This is a genomic window from Acinetobacter sp. AL9 (assembly GCF_041464035.1).
Taxonomy (GTDB): domain Bacteria; phylum Pseudomonadota; class Gammaproteobacteria; order Pseudomonadales; family Moraxellaceae; genus Acinetobacter; species Acinetobacter towneri.
This window is the reverse complement of record NZ_JAYFSK010000004.1, coordinates 1-22,540: the sequence shown is the minus strand read 5'-3', so window position 1 is coordinate 22,540 and position 22,540 is coordinate 1. Positions and strand designations below refer to the sequence as shown.

Here is a 22,540-nt window from a genome sequence, read left to right as displayed (position 1 = left end):
CATGTTTAAGCAGGCATGGCAAAACTGGATCAAGACACGTTTTAAATTTGATCGACACAAGGCCTTAAAACAAAAAGATATTTTGGTTTTTATTTACCAACAGGGCTATCTGTATTTAGTGCTGATTTTAATCACGTTTATTGCAGGTGTGAATTATGGCAATAACCTGATTTTAGGCTTTTGCTTTTTGATCAGTGCCATTTTATGTATCAGTTTTTATTTGACCTTTAAGCAGTTGCATGAATTAGAAATTGAAATTGTGACCACCGAAGTTGGGCAAGTAGGTGAAGTGTTGCAATTACAATTGCATTTCAAACAAGAGGTCGCGCAGGCACGTTATTTATGGATTAAAGCCAATCATCAATTAGAAAAGGTTCTCATCCAAGACACCCAGCAGCAGTATGTATTGACATTTTTTGCGGAGCAACGTGGGCAGTTTAATTTCCCTCATTTACACATTTATTCGGTTTATCCTTTTGGCTTGGTACGTGCGTGGACTTATTTGAATTTGACACGTACCGCGTGGGTTGCGCCCAAAGCCGCCATGTATAGCGCAGAGAATAAACAGCATCAACACAGCTTTCAACCTGATTTAGACGAGTTTCGTGAGCTGCGTGATTTTCAATTGGGCGATTCTTTGCAAGCTGTGTCGTGGAAGCAAGCGGCACGAGGGCAAGGCTTATATGTGAAAGTTTTTGAACAATATCAGGATCAACAGAGTATCGACATTCACTATGAACACATGCCTGCACCGACCCACGAAGAAAAACTAAGTTTGATGATGGGCTTAGTTGAACAATGTGAACAACAACAGTTGAATTATGCGATGTTTTTGCCGCATGCGACCCTTGAAAAAGGCGTAGGCGAGCGGCAGTTGAAACAGGCAAAAATTCTTTTGGCACAGGCTTGATGATCATGCACAATTCGATTCAGCAATCTATTCTGCTTAGCCTGATCTTAATTTTGGCTGCTCACATGCTGTTTAGCCCTGTGGCATTGAGTGTCATTTTCGGACTCATGTTGTTGCTGTTGTATCTTCACTATAAAAACAAGACAGCGCGTATTTCTAAAGTTTGGACTTATGGATTGACCTGCTGTGCCTTAGCCAGCATTTATCTGAGTTATAAAAGCCTGATTGGCGTAGAGGCTGGTGTTGCCTTATTAAGCACCTTTTTGTTTGCCAAAGCTTTAGAAAGTCATACCCAGCGCGACCTGATTATTTTATTTAATTTTGCGCTCTTTGTGAGTGCCAGTTCATTTTTATACAGCCAAAGCATGTGGATGACCGTGTTGGTCATTCTATGTTTAATCAGTTGTTTAATTGGGTTATATCGGATTCAAAAAAGTGCATTTTCAGATTATGCGTCGCGTCATTCGAGCAGGCAAGATGCAAAGCATGACCTTAAAAATGTCGCCAAGTTTATCGCATACGCTTTGCCATTCTTTTTATTATTGTTTTTATTCTTTCCACGTTTACCGCCATTGTGGCATGTACCTATTCCTGATGCCAAAGGCGTGACAGGTATTAGTGACACGATGTCACCGGGCGATATTGCCGAATTATCACAATCTTCTGCTTTGGCATTTCGTATTGTGGGGAATATGCAGCAACTGCCGCCACGTTCAAAACTATATTGGCGGGCGATGGTACTTGATCAATATGATGGTCGCACATGGACAAGCAATTTTAGCAATCAACAACCCGTTCAGGCAGCACAATTACAGCCAGAGCAAGTCGATTTTCAGTATCAATATATTGCAGCAGACCCACGTGCACAGTGGATTATGGCGCTGGAAAAATCTGTACCGAATCAACACGGTTATGTATTACGCCGTGATTGGAGTATGGTGCCACAGCGTCAAAATGGTCGGATTCAACCGATTGCTTTGCAGTGGGTTGGGGAATCCGCACGTATTCAAGGGGATGATGCACAGAACGAGCGTTATCGACGCTTTAGCCAGCGTTTAAATGTTCAGGTACAGACGCAATCTGACCCAAAAGCTCAGCAATTTGCCCTGCAGATGTTTGCTCAAAGTCAGCAACAACCTGAACGCTACGTGCAGAATGTATTGCAGTGGTATCGCAATAATGGCTTTAGTTATACCTTAAAACCTGGAATGCTCGGACAAAACCGAGTCGATGAATTCTTGTTTCAGAGTAAGCAAGGTTTTTGTGAACATTATGCCTCAAGTTTTGCCTTATTGATGCGTTATGTCGGGATTCCAGCGCGTGTAGTCGTGGGCTATCAGGGTGGGGAACTTGCACCCGATGGACAAAGCTGGGAAGTACGACAGCAAGATGCACATGCTTGGACAGAAGTGTTGCTCAATCAACAATGGGTACGCATAGACCCGACAGCCATCATTGCACCTCAACGTATAGATGATGGTATGCAAAACCTAATGGCAGATGATCGGGCCGTTTTGGGTGCTGACACACAAATGTGGCAATACCAACATTCTAATTTTATTCGTTCTTTACGGGTGTGGAGTGATTATGCAAGTTATCAATGGCAAAGCAAGGTCGTGGGTTATGATGCCGAGTCACAGCGTCACTGGTTTGGACGCTTAGGGCTGCACTCAAACTATGCTTTGGCAGCGGTGTTGGTTTCAAGTATTCTCATGATCTTAGCAGGGTATTTTGGCTGGATTTTTTGGAAAAAACGTCAGCAAGGTTCTCGCATAAATCGTGCCTTAGACAAATTTTCTAAAAGATTGCCCGCTCAGTTGCAAAAACAGGATGCAGAAACAGTGAGTGTGTGGATGCAGCGTTTAGCAGCGCAGGTAGATGCAAATGAACAAGAGGCATTTAAGCGTTTAGGCGTGTGCTATCAACAATATTCTTATGCGCCTGAACATGACCGTGTTTCAGAGCAGGTGTTTTTTGATTTGCTTAAAACTTGCTCGGATGTGTTGAAAAAACACAGAAAGGACTTGTCTTAAAAATCAAAACTGAATATGATGCAAAGCACTTTAGGCGTATAGCTCAGTTGGTTAGAGCGCTACGTTGACATCGTAGAGGTCTCCAGTTCGAGTCTGGATATGCCTACCAATACATTAAAATTATATGTTGTTACATAACTTCATATAAGTAATAAAGCTCTGAATTATAACGATTTAGGGCTTTTTTATTGCTTTTCTTAAAGATACATAAATTCGCTTATAGTTTAAAAATATGTACACAGTGGTGTACACATGTAAGTTTTCGGCTTATTTTGCACTAATTGGTTTTTATTTTGCACTAGAGCTTTGAAGCCTCTTTCCACATTTCATTTGTGCACTGATTCGTGAGCGAGAACATGGCACCATTAAGCATTTAACGGTTATGCTAGTCACGGTTTTTGAAATTATGCTGGCAAAGGTTTTATCGATGAGCCTTGTGGTGCTTTTAGCAGCTTTTTTAGGCTTAAAAGTAGTGGTGCAGGGGGCATTACAGGTACCCATAGAAGGAAGTTTGCTGTTATTTTTCTTTGGAGCCTTGCTGACCTTATTTGCAACAACCTCAATGGGTATATATATGGCAACCGTGTCTAAATCGATGCCGCAATTCGGTTTGCTGATGATGCTTATTCTGATTCCCTTGCAAATGTTGTCTGGGGCAAGTACACCACGAGAAAGCATGCCAGAAATTATTCAAAATATCATGTTGATTGCAACGACAATGCATTTTGTAACATTGGCGCAAGCAATTTTATACCGAAATGCAGGATTGGATGTGGTCTGGCCTTCCTTTCTATGGTTAATCGCAATTGCAACAACATTTTTCTATGTATCTTGGAAACGTTTTAAAAATACCATTCATACAATGGCTTAATGTAATAGATTGAGTTTGATCGCTGAAGCACAAATTTTGACTGGGGCGTATTAAAAGTTACACCGCGCATAATTTTTGCTAATATGTATGAAAATTGTTCAATAAAAGTAAATGACATGAAACACATTCTTGTGCCAGTTTTGGTGGTGTTGGTCGTTTTATTAGGTTATCTCGTTTACTTGGAAGAGGAAACGCGAAAGCAGGCAGAACTGAACCGAGTTTTGACTGAATCTGCAAATTTATCGCTAGAAAAAACAGAAGCGGCTACACCACAGATTTTGAAAGTCACAAAATAAGCGTAGAAATTTCTAACATAATGTGTGGTAATTGCTTTATTCATCACACTTTTGTGTGCTTCACTTTATCGTAAAATTTTATCTTTAATTCAAAAAACTAGAATTTTTAAAAAATCCCTATGGTATAATTTGCCAATTGAAACTGCTTCATCACAACTCAAAGGCATTACTTTTGAGAGTGACTGAAGTAAAAAAAAGATGAACAAAGCTGCATAAAATTTATGCGGCTTTTTTATTTAGCATTCCGAATTTTTGATTTTGATAAAATCAAATGCTTGATTATGAATTAAGTTTATCTTTTTTATGTAATTTTACATGCTCATTGGGCAAATCCATTGCCGCAACTAACACAGGCTTTTAAGTGCTGACTTAAAATTCAGTCATACTGCAAATTCAGTTTATTTACAGGGGCTAGGTCATGACGACTCCTAATCCATCCTCAGCGGGAATGCTTGAGCGCTTATTCAAATTAAGCGAAAACAAGACCACATTCCGTACCGAGATTTTGGCGGGTGTAACCACCTTCTTAACCATGTGTTACATCATTATTGTCAATCCAATGATTTTATCTGAAACAGGAATGGATCATGGAGCTGTCTTTGTCGCCACCTGCTTAGCCGCAGCAATTGGCTGCCTAGTGATGGGGATTGTTGCTAACTACCCAATCGCACTGGCACCGGGCATGGGGCTAAATGCTTATTTCACTTACTCGGTGTGTTTAGGCATGGGTGTGCCTTGGCAAACGGCTTTGGCTGCAGTTTTTGTATCAGGGATTATTTTCATTGCCATTAGCATGTTTAAAATCCGTGAAGCCATTGTTAATGCCATTCCCATGTCATTAAAACTAGCCATTGGCGGTGGTATTGGTTTATTCCTAGCTTTAATCGCCCTAAAAAATGCAGGTGTTATTGTTGATAATCCTGCGACTTTGGTGGGCTTGGGTGACTTAAAACAACCATCAGTACTGTTAGCGCTACTTGGCTTTTTAATGGTTGTAGTAATGCATCACTTTAAAGTACGTGGTGCAATTATCATCAGTATTTTGGTGCTGACTGCTATTTCAACAGCTTTAGGTTTAAGCGAATTTAAAGGTGTGGTTGGTGAAATTCCATCTATTGCACCTACTTTTATGCAAATGGACTTTGAAGGTCTATTTACAGCAAGTTTAATTGGCGTAATTTTCGTATTTTTCTTAGTCGATTTATTCGACTCTACAGGTACTTTAGTGGGTGTTTCACACCGTGCAGGCTTGTTGCAAGATGGTAAATTACCCCGTTTGAAAAAAGCACTTTTTGCCGATTCTTCTGCAATTGTTGCAGGTGCGGCATTGGGTACATCTTCAACAACGCCGTATATTGAATCATCTGCAGGTGTTGCAGCGGGTGGTCGTACAGGCTTAACCGCAGTGATTGTTGGCTTGTTGTTTATTGCCTGTTTGTTCTTGGCACCACTTGCGCAATCGGTACCTGGTTTTGCAACAGCACCTGCCTTGTTATTTGTGGGTGTATTGATGATTCAGGGCATTGTGCATATTGATTGGGATGACATTACCGAAGCAGTACCTGCCTTCTTAACCCTCGTGTTCATGCCATTTACTTATTCTATTGCCGATGGCATCGCTATGGGCTTTATTAGCTATGCGCTGATTAAACTACTCACTGGCAAAGCGAAATCTGTACCTTATATGGTTTGGATTATTGCTGCACTTTGGGCATTAAAATTTGCCATGTTTGGCGGTTAATATTTTAAACGGAAAAGGGGTGTAAACTCAGTTTGCACCCTTTTTTATTTTGATCAATTTTTGAAACTCTCCCATTCAATAGCAAAAAGGACAGAACATGAATCAACTTGAGCTAATCCGAGCATTACCTAAAGCAGAACTGCATGTGCATATTGAAGGTACTTTTGAACCAGAATTGATGTTTGCTATTGCGCAGCGCAACCAAATAGACATCCCTTATCAGTCCGTAGAAGAAGTCAAACAAGCCTATAACTTTCATAACTTGCAGTCTTTTTTAGATATTTATTATGCAGGCGCACAAGTGTTGGTGCATGAGCAAGATTTTTACGATTTGGCGTGGGCTTACTTTGAAAAATGTGCTGCAGACCGTGTGGTGCATACTGAAATGTTTTTTGACCCACAAACCCATACCGAGCGTGGTGTGCCATTTGCAACGGTCATCAATGGTTTACAACGTGCTTGCGATGATGCACAGACAAAATTAGGCATCAGCTCGCATTTGATCATGTGCTTTTTACGCCATTTGAGTGAAGAGGCGGCCTTTGAAACTTTAGAGCAAGCATTACCTTATAAAGATCAGATTATTGCTGTGGGCTTGGATTCGAGTGAAGTGGGGCATCCGCCTGCAAAGTTTGAACGTGTCTTTGCCAAAGCACGTGAAGCAGGTTTTTTAGTGGTGGCGCATGCAGGTGAAGAAGGCCCAGCAGAATATGTCTGGGAAGCATTGGATTTGCTTAAAGTAAATCGTATTGATCATGGCGTACGTTCAGAAGAAGACCCAGTGTTATTGCAGCGTTTAATTGCAGAAAAAATGCCACTCACGGTATGTCCGCTAAGTAATTTAAAGCTGTGTGTGGTTAATGACATGGCTCAGCACAATATTCGTCGCTTATTGCAACAAGGGGTGAAAGTCACAGTCAATTCTGATGATCCATCTTATTTTGGTGGTTATATGAATGATAACTTTATTGCGATTAACCAAGCTTTAGATTTAAGCAATGATGAACTGAAACAATTGGCAATCAATTCTTTTGAAGCCTCGTTCATTTCGGCTGAAGAAAAACAAAAATGGATAGATCAAATTCAGGCATTGGCTTGAACTTAATGTAATGCACACGATGTTAGATCACAAAAAAAAGCAGCTTCAATCAAGCTGCTTTTTTGTGGGAGAGTGTTGTGAATTTTTTTTAAAGTTTTAGTTAGATGACTTGCCTTGTTGAGTCATACTGCGAAGTACGTCATCTTTATCAATAAAGTGATGTTTCAGTGCGGCAAGTACGTGACCGACTACCATTACACCTGCAAACCAAGACAAATAAGTATGTACAGGTTTTACAATGGCCAACAGCTCAGGGTTTTTATCCAACAAAGCTGGAATTTCAAATAAATACAGTACAGGCACAGGTTTACCTACGCTCCAGCTAAATAAACAGCCTGTAATTGGAATGGCAATCAGCATGAAATACAAACCCAAGTGCCCCAAATGTGCCAGAGTTTTTATGAATGGTGACATGCTGTTTGGCAGTTGTGGCGCAGGGTGGGTATAACGCCAAAATAGACGAATCACCATTAAAAATATAATAGGTGTGGCAATATTCTTATGTAAGGTAATTACATCACCTTTAAAGCTACCATCTGACTCATAACTTAAAAAATTACCACTAAAAAAGCCAACTGCCCATGCGGCAATAAATATAACTGCCATCAGCCAATGTAAAACTTGTGCGGTACGGGTGTAATACTGATTTGTCTGTTTCATGCTATGTTTCAGAGCAAAATTGATGTTTGCATGCTAAACAATGCGTTATAGGCAAAAAAGTACCTGTGTGCAACGGAGTGTTGAAAATCTGCAACGCTGCTGAAATGAGGCCAAAAAATAGTGATGGAAATAACAAATCACTATTCCTTCACTGCTGAAGTTTAGGCACAATAGCGGCATTGTAATGATCATCAGATCAAATGATCCTTAATATGGGAAGTCTTTATGAAAAAATTACTTGCTGTATTGGCACCTGTAGCATTGGTTTTATCTGCATGTACCACAACCACGGGTACAACCACATCTGCACCAACAGCGACACAACAACTAGGCATGGCTGCAATTAAAATTGCAATTAATGCGAAATGTGTCACTGAGCTAAACAACATTCCTGCATGGCATACTGCAACACGTGTAATGACACAAAATCAGAAGCAAAATATTCAAGCTGAAATTTGTGGTTGTGTAAGTGAAAAAGCACCACAAAATGTGACTGCAGTTGATTTGGCAACTGCTGCGATTGATCCTGCTGCACGTGCAACAATTGTGAGCAACGCAGTGTCTAGAACCATCAATGCCTGTGTAGCAGAAGCGGTTAGATAAGCTCACTCACTCTAAACTCAATATAGGCACATTATTGTGCCAAAATAGGCTGAATATTCAGCCTATTTTTCTGGAACATAGACATGAAAATTGCAGGTGTAGATGAAGCAGGGCGTGGACCTTTAGTTGGGTCTGTGGTGGCTGCTGCTGTCATTTTAGATCCGAATAACCCGATTGAGGGCTTAAACGATTCTAAAAAACTAACTGAAAAGAAACGTGAAAAGTTATTTGTTGAAATTCAGGAAAAAGCACTGGCTTGGGCGATTGCAGAAGCTTCTGCTGCCGAAATTGATGAATACAATATTTTACAAGCATCTTTGTTGGCGATGCGGCGTGCGGTAGAGGCACTTGCGATTCAACCAGCACATGTATTAGTGGATGGCAATAAAATTCCGCCGGGTTTAAGTATGTCATGCGATGCTGTTGTAGGGGGGGATGCTTTGCATCCAGAAATTTCTGCAGCCAGCATTTTAGCTAAAGTGGCGCGTGACCGTGAAATGATACTGCTTGATCAAGAGTTTCCGCAATTTGGTTTTGCTAAACATAAGGGCTACCCAACCAAAGCTCACTTTGAAGCAATTGCCCAGCACGGTGTGATCGCTGCGCATCGACGTAGTTTTGCCCCAGTGCGTAAAGCGCTGGAATTAATGGAAAACTCACAGTAAGTTTCATGCAAAAATGCTGGAGATTACATTAAAAAACGTGTCACTTTGACAGCATACAGTAGAAAAATTTAAAGCGGCTCAATGGCCGCTTTATATTCAATCACATTTAATCGCTTAACGATTAAAGTCATTTTGTGAGTAGTTATCTTCTTCAAATGAAGGTTGATAATCTTGATCAAGGTGCTGTAAATGCTCATGCATGGCACGTTCGTGTTGAATACGTTGATAAATTTCTTCACGATGAACCGATACTTCTTTCGGGGCATTTACACCAATACGAACTTGGTTACCTTTCACACCAAGTACAGTCACGCTGACTTGGTCCCCAATCATTAATGTTTCTCCGACACGTCGGGTCAGAATCAGCATGTTTATCTCCTTGCAAAATGCTAAACCTGCATTGATTTTTTAAAGCAAATTAAAAGTCACAACCACATAAAAAACAATTAAATTTTCTCAGAATGTACCATTATTCATTTTATAAGATACACATCTGCCGAAATTTATAAAAGCATGTTGCTCAATATAACAGAGCCACTATAAAAAAAACTATAGTGGCTCTATTTTTTTGTACTTTTTCGCAAAATTTGTCAGACAATTACATTTTCTGACAGGGGCGTATTAAGCGCGTGCGCTAGACTCGCCACTTTCACGATCTAGACCAAATACAGTGTGTAAAGTACGTACTGCAAGCTCTAAATAGTTTTCTTCAATAATGACTGAAATTTTAATTTCAGAAGTAGAAATCATTAGAATGTTGATGCCTTCATCTGCAAGTGCAGTAAACATTTTGCTTGCAACACCTGCGTGTGAACGCATACCTACACCTACGATAGATACTTTTACGATGTCACCACGTGTAGCGACTTCACGCGCACCAATTTCTTTGGCTGTTGCTTCAAGAATTGATTTTGCTTTGGCAAGTTCGCCACGGTTTACAGTAAAAGTAAAGTCAGTAGTACCATCTTCTTCTACGTTTTGGATGATCATGTCAACTTCAACATTGGCAGCGCCAATAGGTGACAAGATTTTAGATGCAATACCTGGCTCATCAGGCACACCTAAAATAGTTAATTTTGCTTCGTCACGGTTAAACGCGATACCTGAGATGATAGGTTGTTCCATGTTGTCTTCCAATTCAGTAGTAATGAGTGTGCCGACATTTTGTTTAAAGTCTTCGTCGAATGCGCCATCATCGTCATTATCAAAACTTGATAATACACGTAAAGGGACTTGGTATTTACCTGCAAATTCAACCGCACGAATTTGCAATACTTTAGAACCTAATGACGCCATTTCTAGCATTTCTTCAAAAGAAATACGATCTACTTTTTTAGCTTTTGGTGCAACGCGTGGGTCAGTGGTATATACACCGTCTACATCTGTGTAAATTTGACATTCATCTGCTTTTAACGCAGCAGCCAATGCAACGCCAGAAGTGTCTGAACCACCGCGACCTAAAGTTGTGGTATTGCCTTCAGCATCGAAACCTTGGAAACCAGCAACTACAATCACACGACCTGCATCTAGGTTTTCAGTCAATACATCGGTATTGATTGATTCAATACGTGCTTTGGTAAAAGCGCTGTCAGTTTGAATACCAACTTGGCGACCTGTTAGTGATTTTGCTGCAACGCCAATAGAGTTCAGCGCCATCGCTAACATCGAAATCGTTACCTGTTCGCCTGTAGACACCATTTGGTCTAGTTCACGCGGGTCAGGGGTTTCGGTAATGGCTTTCGCGAGAGCGAGTAGGCGATTGGTTTCGCCACTCATGGCAGAAACCACAACCACTACTTGGTGGCCATGATCATGCCAGCGCTTCACACGACGAGCAACATTTAAAATGCGCTCGGGGGTACCCATTGAAGTACCGCCATATTTTTGAACGATTAGTGCCATAGTTGTTCCATATAAGCCATGACCCCGAATTTACCTGCTCAGGGTCAGTTACACAAAAAGTGAAGTTATTTTTCCGCAAGCCAAGCAGTTAAATCTGCCATTACTGTTGCAAACTTCTCGTTAAGTGGCGCGCCACCTTGTGCCAAATCAGGTTTACCACCACCTTTACCACCTAGCTCTGTAGCTAAGTGTTTAATGATGTCACCTGCTTTAATCGTAGCAGTAAATTCTTTTGCAACAGAAGCGATTAAGCTGACTTTATCGTCTTCTACACCTGCAAGTACAATCACTGCATTGTCGAGTTTAGATTTTACACCGTCGTGTAAGTTACGCAGTGATTTTGCATCCATACCTTGAGCCGTTGTAATCAGTGTTTGACGACCCGCAATCTCTTGAACTTGGCTTAGAAGTTCAGTTGCTTGGAAGTTTGCCAATTTTTGATTGAGCTGTTCAATTTGTTTTTGAAGGCTAGAGGCAGTATCGACCAAACTGGTGACTTTTTCTAAAGTCTGGTCTTTTTGTGCTTTCAATAATGCATTGATGCTGCTGATGTCACGTTCAGTTTTTTGAACGGCTTCAACGGCTTTGCTGCCTGTAATCGCTTCAATACGACGCACGCCAGCTGCAACACCACCTTCAGAGATGATTTTGAACAGACCAATATCACCTGTACGTTTCACGTGAATACCGCCACAAAGTTCAATGGAGAAGTTTTTATCTTCAATGATTGAACCCATAGAAAGTACGCGAACTTCATCGCCATACTTTTCACCAAATAGCATCATTGCGCCTTTGGCTTTGGCTGCTTCAATATCCAGTAATTCAGTAGAAACTGCGGTATTGGCAATGACTTCTGCATTTACCAAGCGCTCAATTTCATGCAATTGCTCAAATGACACAGGTTGGTCATTGGCAAAGTCAAAACGTAAAATGTCAGAGGCAACCAATGAACCTTTTTGTTGTACGTGCGCACCTAAAACTTGACGTAGGGCAGCATGTAACAGGTGTGTTGCAGAGTGATTGCGTGCAGTTGCTTCGCGGATATCTGCTTTTACAATGGCTTCGACCGTTTGCGCAGCTTTTAGGCTGCCCATCGTCACAATACCTTGATGGACAAATGCACCGCCAGATTTTTTGGTGTCTTGAACTTCAAAAATACCTGTTTCGTTTTTGAAGAGTCCTGTATCGCCAATTTGACCACCGCTTTCTGCATAGAAAGGCGTTTGATTCAGTACGATTAAGGCTTCATCGCCTTCAACGACTTCATCAACTTGCTCACCATCTTTATAGATTGCGATGATTTGACCTTCACCTGCAGTAGCATCGTAACCATCAAATTGAGTGTCACCTTCAACTTTCACAATTGAGTTGTAGTCAACGGCAAATTTACCTGCGTCACGTGCACGTTGGCGTTGTGCTGCCATTTCAACTTCAAAACCCGCTTCGTCAATGGTCAATTCACGTTCACGTGCAATGTCTGCTGTTAAGTCAGTCGGGAAACCGTAAGTGTCATAAAGTTTAAATACTACTTCGCCTGGAATGACTGACCCTTTAAGCTGTGCCAATTCACCTTCAAGCAATTTCAAACCTTGCTCAAGGGTTTTGGCAAATTGTTCTTCTTCTTTCAGTAATGCTGCCTCAATACGCGCTTGATTTGCTGCAAGTTCTGGATATGCATCACCCATGACTTCAATGAGTGGCTTCAACATTTTATGGAAGAATGAGCCTGTTGCGCCTAATTTGTTGCCATGACGTACTGCACGACGAATAATACGACGTAATACATACCCACGACCTTCATTCGATGGATTCACGCCATCGGCAATTAGGAAGCAGCAAGAACGAGCGTGGTCAGCAACTACTTTGAGTGAAGCAGGGTAGTCTACAGGCTTGCCAGTTTGCTGTGCAGTTACTTCAAGAGCAGTCGTGTCTAAACCAATAATCTGTGCTGCATTTTTGAGTAAGTGCTGGAACAGATCAATTTCGTAGTTAGAGTTGACGTGTTGCAATACTGCAGAAATACGCTCCAAGCCCATGCCTGTATCTACAGACGGTGCTGGAAGTGGGTGCAATACGCCATCTGCAGTACGGTTAAACTGCATGAATACGTTGTTCCAGATTTCAATGAAACGGTCGCCATCTTCTTCTAGTGTGCCTGGTAAACCGCCCCAAATATGATCGCCATGATCATAGAAAATTTCAGAACAAGGGCCGCAAGGACCTGTATCACCCATTGCCCAGAAGTTGTCTGAAGCATATTGGCCACCTTTGTTATCGCCAATACGGATAATACGAGAAGCATCTAAACCAATTTCTTTGTTCCAGATGTCAAATGCTTCATCATCGGTGTGGTAAACCGTGGCATATAAACGGTCTTTTGGTAGAGCTAACCATTGTTCGCTGGTTAAAAATTCCCAAGCAAATTTAATTGCATCACGTTTGAAATAATCACCAAACGAGAAGTTACCCAACATTTCAAAGAAAGTATGGTGACGTGCGGTATAACCCACATTGTCTAAATCGTTATGTTTACCGCCTGCACGCACACATTTTTGTGACGATACAGCACGTACATAATCACGTTTTTCCAGCCCAAGAAAACAGTCTTTAAACTGGTTCATACCTGCATTGGTAAATAACAGGGTTGGGTCATTGGCGGGTACTAGAGAACTCGATGCGACACGTGTATGCCCTTGCGATTCAAAGTAACGCAAAAATGCTTCACGAATTTCAGCTGATGTCATAAAACGAGTACTCACAACCAAGTCACTCCATAAATTCCGATTTGGCTAAACGCAAGACAGTCTGACAAAAAATAATTCTTTGCTGTCATGCAGGCTTAAAATTTTAAAAACGCCAAATTATAACGGAAAAAGCCATTATCACCAATCATTTTAGTGTGAATAGATGACAATTCTGACGCAAACTTGGTTGCGATTACGCAGAATAAATCTTTGCAATAGAAGATGATGAACATTTACATTTAAAAATAAGCGTTTACTGTAGGTCACGGAGTATGCCGAACTGCCATAAAGTAGAATACAAAATTTAAGAAAACGTAAATGTAAGCTAGAAAGTCAAAGCTGATATTTTTGATTTGCCGAATTAAACAACAAATTGCGTGAAAATTCGCAGAATTGATCTGATTTTTTTCAGTAAGGCCTCAAAATCTATTAACATAGTCTGTGCTTAAATTTTGATTTCATTATGAAAGGATCGGTCATGCAACGAGTGGCAATCAATGGCTTTGGTAGAATCGGGCGCAATGTGCTGCGGGCTTGGTTTGAAAATCCCAAAGACTTTCATTTTGAAATCGTCGCCATAAATGACATTGCCGATGTAGAAACCTTGGTTCATTTATTTAAATATGACAGTACCCATGGTCGTTTTAAAGGGCAGGTGGAAATTAGCCTTGAAAATGAACAGATTTTTTTGAATATTTCTGCAGGTTTGGCGCAATTAAAAGTTCAGGTGTTGAATCAGGCTCAACCTGCACAGTTGCCGTGGCAAGCTTTAAATGTAGATGTGGTATTGGAATGCACAGGGTTGTTTCGTTCCCGCGAGGCGGCAACGCAGCATATTACTGCGGGCGCCAAACGTGTGATTATTGGCGCTGCACCATTCGATACTGTAGATGCTGCGATTGTTTATGGTGTCAATCATCACGAAGTCAAAAATACTGACCAAATTATTTCCAGTGTGTCTTGCACCACGCAGGCTTTAGTACCACTGGTTAAAATTATTGATGACGCTTTTGGAATTGATACCGCATTAATGACTGAAATTCATGCAGTCACAGCCGATCAAACTGTATTGGATCAGGCGCATCGCGATTTACGTCGTGCGCGTGCATCAGGACAAAATATTATTCCTACAACTTCTTCTGCCCTAGGTGCTTTAAAACAAGTCATGCCAAAAATGGCAGATCGGATAGATGGTTATTCGATTCGTGTGCCGACCATCAATGTTGCAGCCATTGATTTAACTTTTATTTCTCAGTCACCCATTACGGTGCATAAATTGAATCAGGTGTTGTGTGCTTCGGCAGCGCATGATTATGCCGAAATTATGCAAGTGACCGATGAGCCTTTGGTATCGAGCGACTTTAACCATTCACCTTATTCTTTAATTGTCGATTTAAGTCAAACCATGGTCGTGGGTCATCAAGCCAAAGTTTTTGCGTGGTATGACAACGAGTGGGGTTATGCCAACCGTTTACTAGATTTGTGTGAATCTTTTAGTCAACGGGCGGTGTAAGCGGCTACTTTTTAAGACATATACAAAGTGTAAAAAGCATGTAATAGTGATGAAAGATTTTATAATTCGTATTCACAGTTAATTCACTGATTGATATAACAAAGTTTGCATAGAAAATTTGAATAGAGTAGTGGCATGATGATTATTTTATTGTGGGGATTTATTTTTTTGCTGGCACTTGCTGTCATTTTTCTGATTTGGTTGCAATTTAAAAATCAGGCAGACAGCAGCAGCGACGTGCAGCATCAACAGCAAGTCGAGCAAAAAGTATTACATTTAGAAGAGCATCTAAAAAAGACGTTGGAGATTATGCAAGATTTGGCTAAAAAGATGCAGGTTCAGCAAGATGCGCTAGATAAAACCGTGCAAAAAACCGCACAGCTTGAAATGCAAAATGCTGAGTTGGTCAGTTTATTGGCAAAGGCGGTCAAATCAAATCAGGACTTTTAAATGACGGCTTTGAAAGATGTGGTGTATTCATATTTTTTTACCGCATATTTCAGAAAAAGTCAGGTGCATGAGCAAAAGTATCATGCTAAACTAGGAGAAATCGGGTGTGCTCCCGATTTTTTTATGCGGATTCGTTCCGCGCAAACAAGAATTTAGGTTTACAACATGCCCATTTCAGAGACATGGTTATTACCTGATGGTGTAGCTGATGTATTACCAGAACAAGCGCAAGTGATTGAAAGCTTGCGTCGTAAGTCACTGGATTTCCTCGCATCTCGAGGTTATCAGTTGGTGTACACGCCATTCATAGAATACATTGAATCTCTATCTTCTCTTTCAGAATCGAATCAAGATTTAGACCTTGCCACATTTAAAGTCATCGACCAGCTTTCAGGTCGTTTGCTGGGTGTGCGTGCCGATATGACACCCCAAGTGGCGCGTATTGATGCGCATGTACATCCTGTAGATGGCATTGCACGTTACTGTTATGCAGGTACGGTTTTACATACCAAACCACAAGGTTTTAATACCACACGTGCACCATTACAATTGGGTGCAGAGTTATTTGGTTCAGACAGCATTGATGCCGATGTAGAAATGGTTGATCTGATGCTCAGCTTGCTAAAAGAAGCAGGTTTGGCAGAAGGTGTGCATTTAGACTTGGGTCATGTCGGCTTGTTCCGTAGCTTGGTTAAACAAGCAGAATTAAGCAAAGCCACTGAACGTCAATTGTCAGATTTATATCAGCGTAAAGCATTGCCTGAATTGGCAGAATTTACCCAAGATTTAAATTTCGGTTCAGATTTTTATGCTTTAGGTCGCTATGCCAGTGATTTAACTGCTTTGCAGGCTCATTTAAGTGCTGATGTGTTGGAAAATACCGAATTTAAGCAAGCGTTTGAAGCCGTGAAAGCAACACAAGCTGAAATTCAGGCACGTTGGCCAAACTTGCATATTGGTATTGATGTGGTTGAGCTGCGTTCTTATCACTATCACACAGGTTTAATGTATGCAGTGTATGCGCCAAATCGTGCTGCACCATTGGCACAAGGCGGTCGTTATGATGGCATTGGTCAGCATTTCGGACGTGCGCGCCCTGCAACAGGTTTCTCTTGTGACTTGTTTGTATTAAGTGCAGGTCGTTTTGAATCATCGTCTGTTGTTGTTGCGCCTAAAGGCTCACAACCTGATTTAATCGCGGCTATCCAAAACACACGTGCGCAAGGCTTTAGTGTAATTCAATTGTTGGGCAATGATGATTTAAACTCGGTTCCATACGCAACGCACCAATTGGTTCTTGCAAATGGTGAGTGGACAGTCGAAAAAATTTAATCGCCAAGGCATGTTTCATGTTACAGGTCTTGGTTTTCAATTTTAACAGCATGATGTAATGAGGCTATTATGGGCAAGAATGTTGTGGTACTTGGTACCCAATGGGGCGACGAAGGTAAAGGTAAGATCGTCGACCTGCTCACAGATCAGGCGGCGGCAGTCGTTCGTTATCAAGGCGGACACAACGCAGGCCATACTCTCGTGGTTGGTGGTAAGAAAACTGTATTACACCTCATTCCATCAGGTATTTTACGTGAAAACGTACTGTGCTTAATTGGTAATGGTGTAGTACTTTCTCCTGAAGCACTCATTAAAGAAATGGGTATTTTGGAACAAGAAGGCGTGCCAGTGAAAGAGCGTTTACGTATTTCACCAAACTGTCCGCTTATTTTGCCGAACCACATTGCACTTGACCAAGCACGTGAGAAAAAACGTGGTAATGCCAAAATTGGTACAACAGGTCGTGGTATTGGCCCAGCTTATGAAGACAAGGTTGCACGTCGTGCGATTCGTGTTGCTGACTTGGTTCGTGGCGGTGAAGCACTACGCGCTCAATTGACTGAATTATTGGACTATCACAACTTCCAATTGACACAATACTACGGTGTTGAAGCAGTTCAGTTAGATGAAGTTTTAGCGCTATGTGACCAATGGCGTGAAGTGATTGCACCATTAGTGGTTGATGTAACGACTGAAATTCATAATTACCGTAAAAACGGTGACAACATTATGTTTGAAGGTGCGCAAGGTTCATTACTTGATGTTGACCACGGTACTTATCCGTATGTGACTTCATCGAATACAACTGCGGGCGGTGTAAGCTCTGGTTCAGGCTTAGGTCCATTACATTTAGACTACGTTTTAGGGATTACCAAAGCTTATACCACACGTGTAGGTGCAGGCCCATTCCCAACTGAGTTGGTGTATGACGCAGCAAATGACGTAGGTGATGCGATTGGTAAACACTTAGGTACTGTGGGTCACGAGTTCGGTGCTTCTACAGGTCGTCAACGTCGTTGTGGTTGGTTTGATGCCGAAATTTTACGTCGTTCAGTCGATGTAAACTCACTGTCTGGTATCTGCTTGACCAAGTTAGACGTATTGGACGGTTTAGAAGAAATCAAAATCTGCGTAGGTTATGAAAATACCGATTCAGGTTGCGTAGGTTCTTCTGATGCGCTTGCATACGAAAACTTAAAGCCAATTTACGAAACAATGCCGGGTTGGTCTGAGTCGACTGTGGGTGCGACCAGTGTAGAACAATTGCCTGAAAATGCAGTGAACTACATCAAACGTCTTGAGCAGTTAATTGAATGCCCAATCGACATTATTTCTACAGGCCCAGACCGCGCAGAAACTATTGTATTACGTCATCCATTTGATGCTTAAGTTGTTGTGCTTTGACATAACACTCAAGTTCAGATGATGTACTCAGCCCTGTCTAAATGATGGGGCTTTTTATTGCTGTTGTTTCAGTTTCAATAGCGACTCATTTTGGGAATCATTGTAGATGATGCTGAGTGAGTTGTTTTTCAAGACTAAAGTTGCAGATGACTGGCGCTGTGCAGAGCAGGGTGGCTTGTTACAATGGCTTTAGAAAATTAAATTTAATTAAGGTTATGCAGGATGCATAAAAATATTACCAGTACGATTTTTTATTCTTTATTGTTTGCGATGGGCGGCGCACCGACCATTGCCATGATGCTGATTTTATCGCAAAAGCATGATCCGAATATTATGTATCAGGCATTTATTGGTTTAAGCGTTATTTTTGCCTGTATTTTGGTGCCACTGATTCTGATTCAAAATGCTTACCTACTCTACAAACGCAAAAATCCAGAAATGGAAGAAAAAGTAGAAGTAGTGTCTAAAATTTACTTGGGTTTAAATGTTTTCTGTTTAGTATTTTGGTTGTGTTATCAATTTCTTTACTAAGGCAGTTATTGATCGCTTAGACATACAATCTGTACACAGCTTGGGCGTTGTTTACATAAATGATATGATTATGAAGTGATTATAGATTTAAAGCCTTGAATTGATTTCATATAATTGATTGGTATGAAGATAGCTCGCAAGGCGGAGATTATTATAATGAACAAAAAACTGATGTTAAGTTTATGTGCCGCAGGCGCAATCACAGTTTCAGGGTGTACGACTGTTGCAGACATGGCGGGTGCAGATACTGCGACCTTAAATGCAACTGCAACCAAAAGCTATAATGAAATGGTGCAAGACGCACGCAATAAAAATCAGTTAGACACAAGCTCCACCACGTATAAACGTATCAATACTGTGTTTCAGCGTTTGATCCCACATGCCAATCAAATGAACCAAACAGGTCAGCCTTTCCAGTGGCAATTGGCGGTACTTAAGTCTGATCAGGTCAATGCTTTTGTCGCACCTGGTGGTAAAGTGGTGTTCTACACTGGTATTGTGAATAAACTGAATTTAACTGATGCTGAAATTGCCGCAATTATGGGGCATGAAATGGTGCATGCTTTAGAAGAACACGCGAAAAGTAAAATTGGTGCACAGGCTTTAACCAATATTGCCTTGAACGTAGGTTTAAGTGCGGCAGGCAATAACGTTGGTCAATTGGGTGCAGCAGCAGCGCAATTGGGTACCCAAATTGGGATTGGCTTGCCATATTCACGTAATTTGGAAAGTCGTGCCGATCAGGGTGGTTTAATGCTGATGGCGCGTGCAGGTTATAACCCACAAGCTGCAATTACCCTTTGGGAAAAAATGAACAAGCTTGAAGGTGGCGGCGGTGCGTCCTTCTTATCGACTCACCCATCGAACAGTCAGCGTATTGAAGCAATGCGTAAAAACTTGCCAGCAGCACAAGCGCTATATAACCAAAGTCGTCGTTAAGATGACCTCAGCCAGTTCAACTGGTTAAGATAAAACACAAAAAAGATGCGCATGGTTTTATGCGCATCTTTTTTTATGAAGACTTTTTGACTTTAAACAGCATAAAAATGATGAGTTATTGTAAGCGTCCGCTGAATCCCATACCTATTTTTTAATTCGATTTAGGTTTCCAGCAGTGTGGCAGTAACTCTTCAATCTGGGTCACTTTATGTGTCGGTAACCTTTTCAGCACATCACTTAAATAGGCATACGGATCCAAGCCATTCAGCTTTGCTGACTGGATTAAAGTCATGATGTTTGCCGCTCGCTGACCACTGCGCAGCGAACCTGCAAACAGCCAGTTCTTGCGTCCCAACGCCCAGGGACGCATCTGATTGTCGGGTAGTCAGACGCAGTTACCTACGTCCAACCCCCTAAGAACCGTGCATGCGAGTTTCCCAGCACACGGCTCAAGCCTCTGCTAAGGCGCCATTCGGCACCCGGTTATACATCGTTGACATTGGCAAATTGAACACTCCTTGGACAATACAGATGGTAAATCTCAAGATTAGCAACTGCATCCGTTCCACCATGACTTAGCTTCACAATATGACGGCTGTGCCATGGTGTATCTTTGGTGACTGGTTTAAGACAGGCGCAGCAGCGACCACCTTGTTTTAGCCACACCCGATACAGCTTGGCTCGCCCCTTTGCGGAGACCAGCATTCTTTTACCCCATCGGGATTCGAAGTACTCATCCCATGCGGGGTCATGAGGGTTAGCAGCAGCCTTGATCTTGATATGTCGCACAATTGGCGTGTCCGAGGCAGACACTAATGTGTATTGTCGCTTCCGACCATCAGCGGACTGTTCATCACATGAGAACACCCATCGACGCGCTCCTTGTACTTTGAAATACCGATCTTTGACCCATCGGAGTGTTTTGCGAGGGTGGCGACGTACCGCCCATCGCCAGAGCATTTCCCACACTGCGCTGTCTACCTGGTTGAAAACCTTCTTGGCAACGACATAACTATGATAGTTGGCCCAACCCCTTAGAATAGGGTTGAGCAAACCGATCAAAGTGGCCTGTCGTGTCGCTTTGTTTGCATTGATTAATGCTCGCAGCTTATCGAGATGAGCACTGATGTTTGCCTTTGACGGCTTGATCAGTAGCTTGCCATTGTACTTGCGTACGTTCCACCCAAGAAAATCGAACCCGTTCCCTATGTGCGTGATTTTGGTCTTTTCCTGAGAGAGCACGAGACCGCGCTCCGCCAGAAATTCAACCACGGCAGGGCGAACTTCATTTTCGAGCCACTCTTTAGAATACCCCGTGATGATGAAATCATCCGCATACCGTACCAGTTGCAGCTTTTTGCCTGTCCATTTGGCGTTAGGGAACCTCTTCGCCAGCATCGTTTCCAGTCCGTCCAAGGTCATGTTGGCCAACACCGGGGAGATAATACCTCCTTGCGGTGTTCCGGAAAGACTGGGAAACAGCTTGCTTTGGTAGACGTAACCGGCTTTGAGCCATTTCCGTAGAATCACCTTGTCCATTGGGAGGTTGGCGATCATCCAGTCATGGCTGATATTGTCGAAACAGCCTTGAATGTCACCCTCTAGCACCCACTCCGTACTTACTTTTCTTGACAGCACACCAAAGCACTGTGCTGCAGCATCCGCGGTTGAGCGTTGTGGTCTGAATCCATAAGAGTTCCGATCAGCGGTGGTCTCCGCGATGGGTTCCAAAGCCAGCAGATGGAGCGCCTGCATGGCCCGGCATTTCATCGTGGGTATCCCGAGAGGTCTCATCTTGCCATTTTTCTTCGGAATAAGGACTCTCCGAAGCGGAAGGGGCGTGTAACCTCGCCTCTTCAACGACATCATCGCACCGGTCTTGGCCTTGGGTGTATTCCAAGTCACCTTGTCGACCCCAGCCGTGTTTTTGCCTTTGTTTTCAGACACTCGTTTTACGGCCAATGCTTTGCCACTAAACGAGTGAGTCAGCAGCCATTGCAGAGCTTTCGCCTTGTTATACCTGCCGTCTTGTACCGCCTTCACAATACGCGCTTGCAGCCCTCTGACATGACGCTGTACAGCAATCCAATCGATGCTGTCCCACGATGTGCTGGAAGGCGCACACGCTGATACTGCTGCGTTCATTTGCTCTCCCTCCATTAAAAGGGTTCTACACACTCTCTTGTGATGAGAGACCATAAGGACGTCAGCCCGCTTTCGCGTGAGGTAATGTTTCAACCTCTATCCAACCCATTACAGACTGGCATTCGCTTTTTCCTCGTTCCTTCGCCCGCATCACCATGGGCAGTTTTTGCAAACTGCTTTCCCAATGGGGGTAATACGGGATTTCCACGTTCCGCTTACTGAAGTACATCGGCTTAGGTGCCTGCTATCGACCGGGAGGCGTATGGGTCACGAATGCGTAGTAGAAAGACGCGATTCCCACCTCCATTACCGTTTTGGTTCGAGCGTATTAGCCATTTCCGCTCGTTCAATTTAACGATCGTTGCGCAGATTCACATGTGTTCACCATACCGATTATCTAGCCCTTGTCCGGCTATGGCTGCCAGAAGAGTACGCCTCTCACGATTGATACCCCGCACCTTACGGTGCCTCGTTACATTGTCGAAGGCGCTCTTTATTCAGCCTTCTAGATTCACCCGGTGACACGGGTGGTTCCCGCAGGGGGAACAACTTCATTAAGCGACTTCGTGTCGCACCTCTACCCAATTATTGCAAATCGGTAGATTGCCATCATCCAAATAGCGGCTTAAAGCTGGCCAACGCTTCAGAGTGTAATTGATGGCCTTGGCGGTGGGAGAACTCGATGGCACCGTCAGATGATGT

General features: G+C 42.4%; 18 protein-coding genes, 1 tRNA gene and 3 pseudogenes. 15 read left to right on the top strand and 7 right to left on the bottom strand.

Features of this window, described 5'->3' with window-relative positions; genetic code table 11:
• Nucleotide 1 precedes the first annotated feature (1 nt).
• From ACEO2X_RS01560 to ACEO2X_RS01530, 7 genes and pseudogenes are all read left to right on the top strand, one after another.
• Nucleotides 2-910, top strand: a complete 909-nt coding sequence (locus tag ACEO2X_RS01560; protein WP_371970975.1) for a DUF58 domain-containing protein — start codon at nt 2-4, stop codon at nt 908-910.
• A gap of 5 nt (nt 911-915) precedes the next feature.
• On the top strand, nt 916-2,943 hold the full coding sequence (locus ACEO2X_RS01555; RefSeq protein WP_179989321.1) for a DUF3488 and transglutaminase-like domain-containing protein: 2,028 nt from the start codon (nt 916-918) through the stop codon (nt 2,941-2,943).
• A 32-nt stretch (nt 2,944-2,975) separates the two neighbouring features.
• Nucleotides 2,976-3,052, top strand: a tRNA-Val gene (locus tag ACEO2X_RS01550).
• Nucleotides 3,053-3,277: 225 nt separating this feature from the next.
• Nucleotides 3,278-3,814: pseudogene (locus ACEO2X_RS01545) on the top strand (ABC transporter permease); the annotation flags it as partial.
• Nucleotides 3,815-3,930: 116 nt separating this feature from the next.
• A complete protein-coding gene (locus ACEO2X_RS01540) occupies nt 3,931-4,110 on the top strand; it encodes a hypothetical protein (RefSeq protein WP_371970974.1) in 180 nt (59 codons plus the stop codon).
• A gap of 418 nt (nt 4,111-4,528) precedes the next feature.
• Nucleotides 4,529-5,851 (top strand): NCS2 family permease, encoded by a 1,323-nt coding sequence (locus ACEO2X_RS01535; protein WP_286416763.1) that lies wholly within the window; start codon nt 4,529-4,531, stop codon nt 5,849-5,851.
• A gap of 97 nt (nt 5,852-5,948) precedes the next feature.
• The gene (locus ACEO2X_RS01530; protein WP_371970973.1) at nt 5,949-6,950 is read left to right on the top strand and encodes an adenosine deaminase; all 1,002 of its coding nucleotides are present in this window, start codon (nt 5,949-5,951) and stop codon (nt 6,948-6,950) included.
• Nucleotides 6,951-7,046: 96 nt separating this feature from the next.
• Here the strand turns inward: ACEO2X_RS01530 and ACEO2X_RS01525 are convergent, their stop codons facing one another.
• A complete protein-coding gene (locus tag ACEO2X_RS01525; protein WP_194558813.1) occupies nt 7,047-7,610 on the bottom strand; it encodes a cytochrome b in 564 nt (187 codons plus the stop codon).
• Between the two features lie 225 nt (nt 7,611-7,835).
• Here ACEO2X_RS01525 and ACEO2X_RS01520 point away from each other — a divergent pair, with 225 nt between their 5' ends.
• Complete coding sequence (locus ACEO2X_RS01520) at nt 7,836-8,213, top strand: hypothetical protein (protein ID WP_371970972.1); 378 nt, start codon at nt 7,836-7,838, stop codon at nt 8,211-8,213.
• 83 nt (nt 8,214-8,296) lie between these two features.
• Nucleotides 8,297-8,878: a ribonuclease HII gene (gene rnhB / locus ACEO2X_RS01515; protein WP_371970971.1), complete on the top strand. Its 582-nt coding sequence runs from the start codon at nt 8,297-8,299 to the stop codon at nt 8,876-8,878.
• Between the two features lie 114 nt (nt 8,879-8,992).
• Here rnhB and csrA read toward each other — a convergent pair whose 3' ends face one another.
• The 3 genes from csrA to alaS all read right to left on the bottom strand — a co-directional run bounded on the left by csrA (nt 8,993) and on the right by alaS (nt 13,539).
• Complete coding sequence (gene csrA / locus ACEO2X_RS01510; protein WP_004971589.1) at nt 8,993-9,247, bottom strand: carbon storage regulator CsrA; 255 nt, start codon at nt 9,245-9,247, stop codon at nt 8,993-8,995.
• A gap of 252 nt (nt 9,248-9,499) precedes the next feature.
• The gene (locus ACEO2X_RS01505; protein ID WP_168418994.1) at nt 9,500-10,780 is read right to left on the bottom strand and encodes an aspartate kinase; all 1,281 of its coding nucleotides are present in this window, start codon (nt 10,778-10,780) and stop codon (nt 9,500-9,502) included.
• A 65-nt stretch (nt 10,781-10,845) separates the two neighbouring features.
• Entirely contained in the window at nt 10,846-13,539 is a 2,694-nt protein-coding gene (gene alaS / locus ACEO2X_RS01500; RefSeq protein ID WP_371970970.1) for an alanine--tRNA ligase, read from the bottom strand.
• A gap of 463 nt (nt 13,540-14,002) precedes the next feature.
• On the opposite strand from alaS, the gene ACEO2X_RS01495 reads away from it, so the two are divergent.
• From ACEO2X_RS01495 to ACEO2X_RS01470, 6 genes are all read left to right on the top strand, one after another.
• Nucleotides 14,003-15,037, top strand: coding sequence for a type I glyceraldehyde-3-phosphate dehydrogenase (locus ACEO2X_RS01495; protein ID WP_004971581.1), 1,035 nt, complete (start codon nt 14,003-14,005; stop codon nt 15,035-15,037).
• Between the two features lie 135 nt (nt 15,038-15,172).
• Nucleotides 15,173-15,487, top strand: a complete 315-nt coding sequence (locus ACEO2X_RS01490) for a hypothetical protein (RefSeq protein ID WP_004971580.1) — start codon at nt 15,173-15,175, stop codon at nt 15,485-15,487.
• 165 nt (nt 15,488-15,652) lie between these two features.
• Nucleotides 15,653-16,819, top strand: a complete 1,167-nt coding sequence (locus ACEO2X_RS01485) for an ATP phosphoribosyltransferase regulatory subunit (RefSeq protein ID WP_096901061.1) — start codon at nt 15,653-15,655, stop codon at nt 16,817-16,819.
• A 69-nt stretch (nt 16,820-16,888) separates the two neighbouring features.
• Nucleotides 16,889-18,208 carry an adenylosuccinate synthase gene (locus tag ACEO2X_RS01480; RefSeq protein ID WP_004971574.1) on the top strand — a complete coding sequence of 440 codons (1,320 nt, stop codon included), beginning with the start codon at nt 16,889-16,891 and terminating at the stop codon, nt 18,206-18,208.
• 237 nt (nt 18,209-18,445) lie between these two features.
• A complete protein-coding gene (locus tag ACEO2X_RS01475; RefSeq protein WP_004971573.1) occupies nt 18,446-18,754 on the top strand; it encodes a hypothetical protein in 309 nt (102 codons plus the stop codon).
• A gap of 156 nt (nt 18,755-18,910) precedes the next feature.
• Nucleotides 18,911-19,693, top strand: coding sequence for a M48 family metallopeptidase (locus ACEO2X_RS01470; protein WP_004971571.1), 783 nt, complete (start codon nt 18,911-18,913; stop codon nt 19,691-19,693).
• A gap of 151 nt (nt 19,694-19,844) precedes the next feature.
• On the opposite strand, the pseudogene ACEO2X_RS01465 reads toward ACEO2X_RS01470, so the two are convergent.
• The 3 genes and pseudogenes from ACEO2X_RS01465 to ACEO2X_RS01455 form a co-directional block, all read right to left on the bottom strand.
• Nucleotides 19,845-20,072: pseudogene (locus ACEO2X_RS01465) on the bottom strand (transposase domain-containing protein); the annotation flags it as partial.
• A 104-nt stretch (nt 20,073-20,176) separates the two neighbouring features.
• Nucleotides 20,177-21,838, bottom strand: coding sequence for a group II intron reverse transcriptase/maturase (ltrA, locus tag ACEO2X_RS01460; protein ID WP_371970969.1), 1,662 nt, complete (start codon nt 21,836-21,838; stop codon nt 20,177-20,179).
• A 575-nt stretch (nt 21,839-22,413) separates the two neighbouring features.
• Nucleotides 22,414-22,540 (bottom strand): annotated as a pseudogene (locus ACEO2X_RS01455) (transposase); the annotation flags it as partial.

Excerpts from the sequence above, each read along its gene's own strand:
- ACEO2X_RS01560 (WP_371970975.1), top strand. The coding sequence starts at position 2 with ATGTTTAAGCAGGCATGGCAAAACTGGATCAAGACACGTTTTAAATTT.
- ACEO2X_RS01490 (WP_004971580.1), top strand. The coding sequence starts at position 15,173 with ATGATGATTATTTTATTGTGGGGATTTATTTTTTTGCTGGCACTTGCT.
- ACEO2X_RS01540 (WP_371970974.1), top strand. The coding sequence starts at position 3,931 with ATGAAACACATTCTTGTGCCAGTTTTGGTGGTGTTGGTCGTTTTATTA.
- ACEO2X_RS01505 (WP_168418994.1), bottom strand. The coding sequence starts at position 10,780 with ATGGCACTAATCGTTCAAAAATATGGCGGTACTTCAATGGGTACCCCC.
- ACEO2X_RS01555 (WP_179989321.1), top strand. The coding sequence starts at position 916 with ATGCACAATTCGATTCAGCAATCTATTCTGCTTAGCCTGATCTTAATT.
- csrA (WP_004971589.1), bottom strand. The coding sequence starts at position 9,247 with ATGCTGATTCTGACCCGACGTGTCGGAGAAACATTAATGATTGGGGAC.
- ACEO2X_RS01525 (WP_194558813.1), bottom strand. The coding sequence starts at position 7,610 with ATGAAACAGACAAATCAGTATTACACCCGTACCGCACAAGTTTTACAT.
- ACEO2X_RS01470 (WP_004971571.1), top strand. The coding sequence starts at position 18,911 with ATGAACAAAAAACTGATGTTAAGTTTATGTGCCGCAGGCGCAATCACA.
- rnhB (WP_371970971.1), top strand. The coding sequence starts at position 8,297 with ATGAAAATTGCAGGTGTAGATGAAGCAGGGCGTGGACCTTTAGTTGGG.
- ACEO2X_RS01520 (WP_371970972.1), top strand. The coding sequence starts at position 7,836 with ATGAAAAAATTACTTGCTGTATTGGCACCTGTAGCATTGGTTTTATCT.
- ACEO2X_RS01495 (WP_004971581.1), top strand. The coding sequence starts at position 14,003 with ATGCAACGAGTGGCAATCAATGGCTTTGGTAGAATCGGGCGCAATGTG.
- ltrA (WP_371970969.1), bottom strand. The coding sequence starts at position 21,838 with ATGAACGCAGCAGTATCAGCGTGTGCGCCTTCCAGCACATCGTGGGAC.
- ACEO2X_RS01535 (WP_286416763.1), top strand. The coding sequence starts at position 4,529 with ATGACGACTCCTAATCCATCCTCAGCGGGAATGCTTGAGCGCTTATTC.
- ACEO2X_RS01475 (WP_004971573.1), top strand. The coding sequence starts at position 18,446 with ATGCATAAAAATATTACCAGTACGATTTTTTATTCTTTATTGTTTGCG.
- ACEO2X_RS01530 (WP_371970973.1), top strand. The coding sequence starts at position 5,949 with ATGAATCAACTTGAGCTAATCCGAGCATTACCTAAAGCAGAACTGCAT.
- ACEO2X_RS01480 (WP_004971574.1), top strand. The coding sequence starts at position 16,889 with ATGGGCAAGAATGTTGTGGTACTTGGTACCCAATGGGGCGACGAAGGT.
- ACEO2X_RS01485 (WP_096901061.1), top strand. The coding sequence starts at position 15,653 with ATGCCCATTTCAGAGACATGGTTATTACCTGATGGTGTAGCTGATGTA.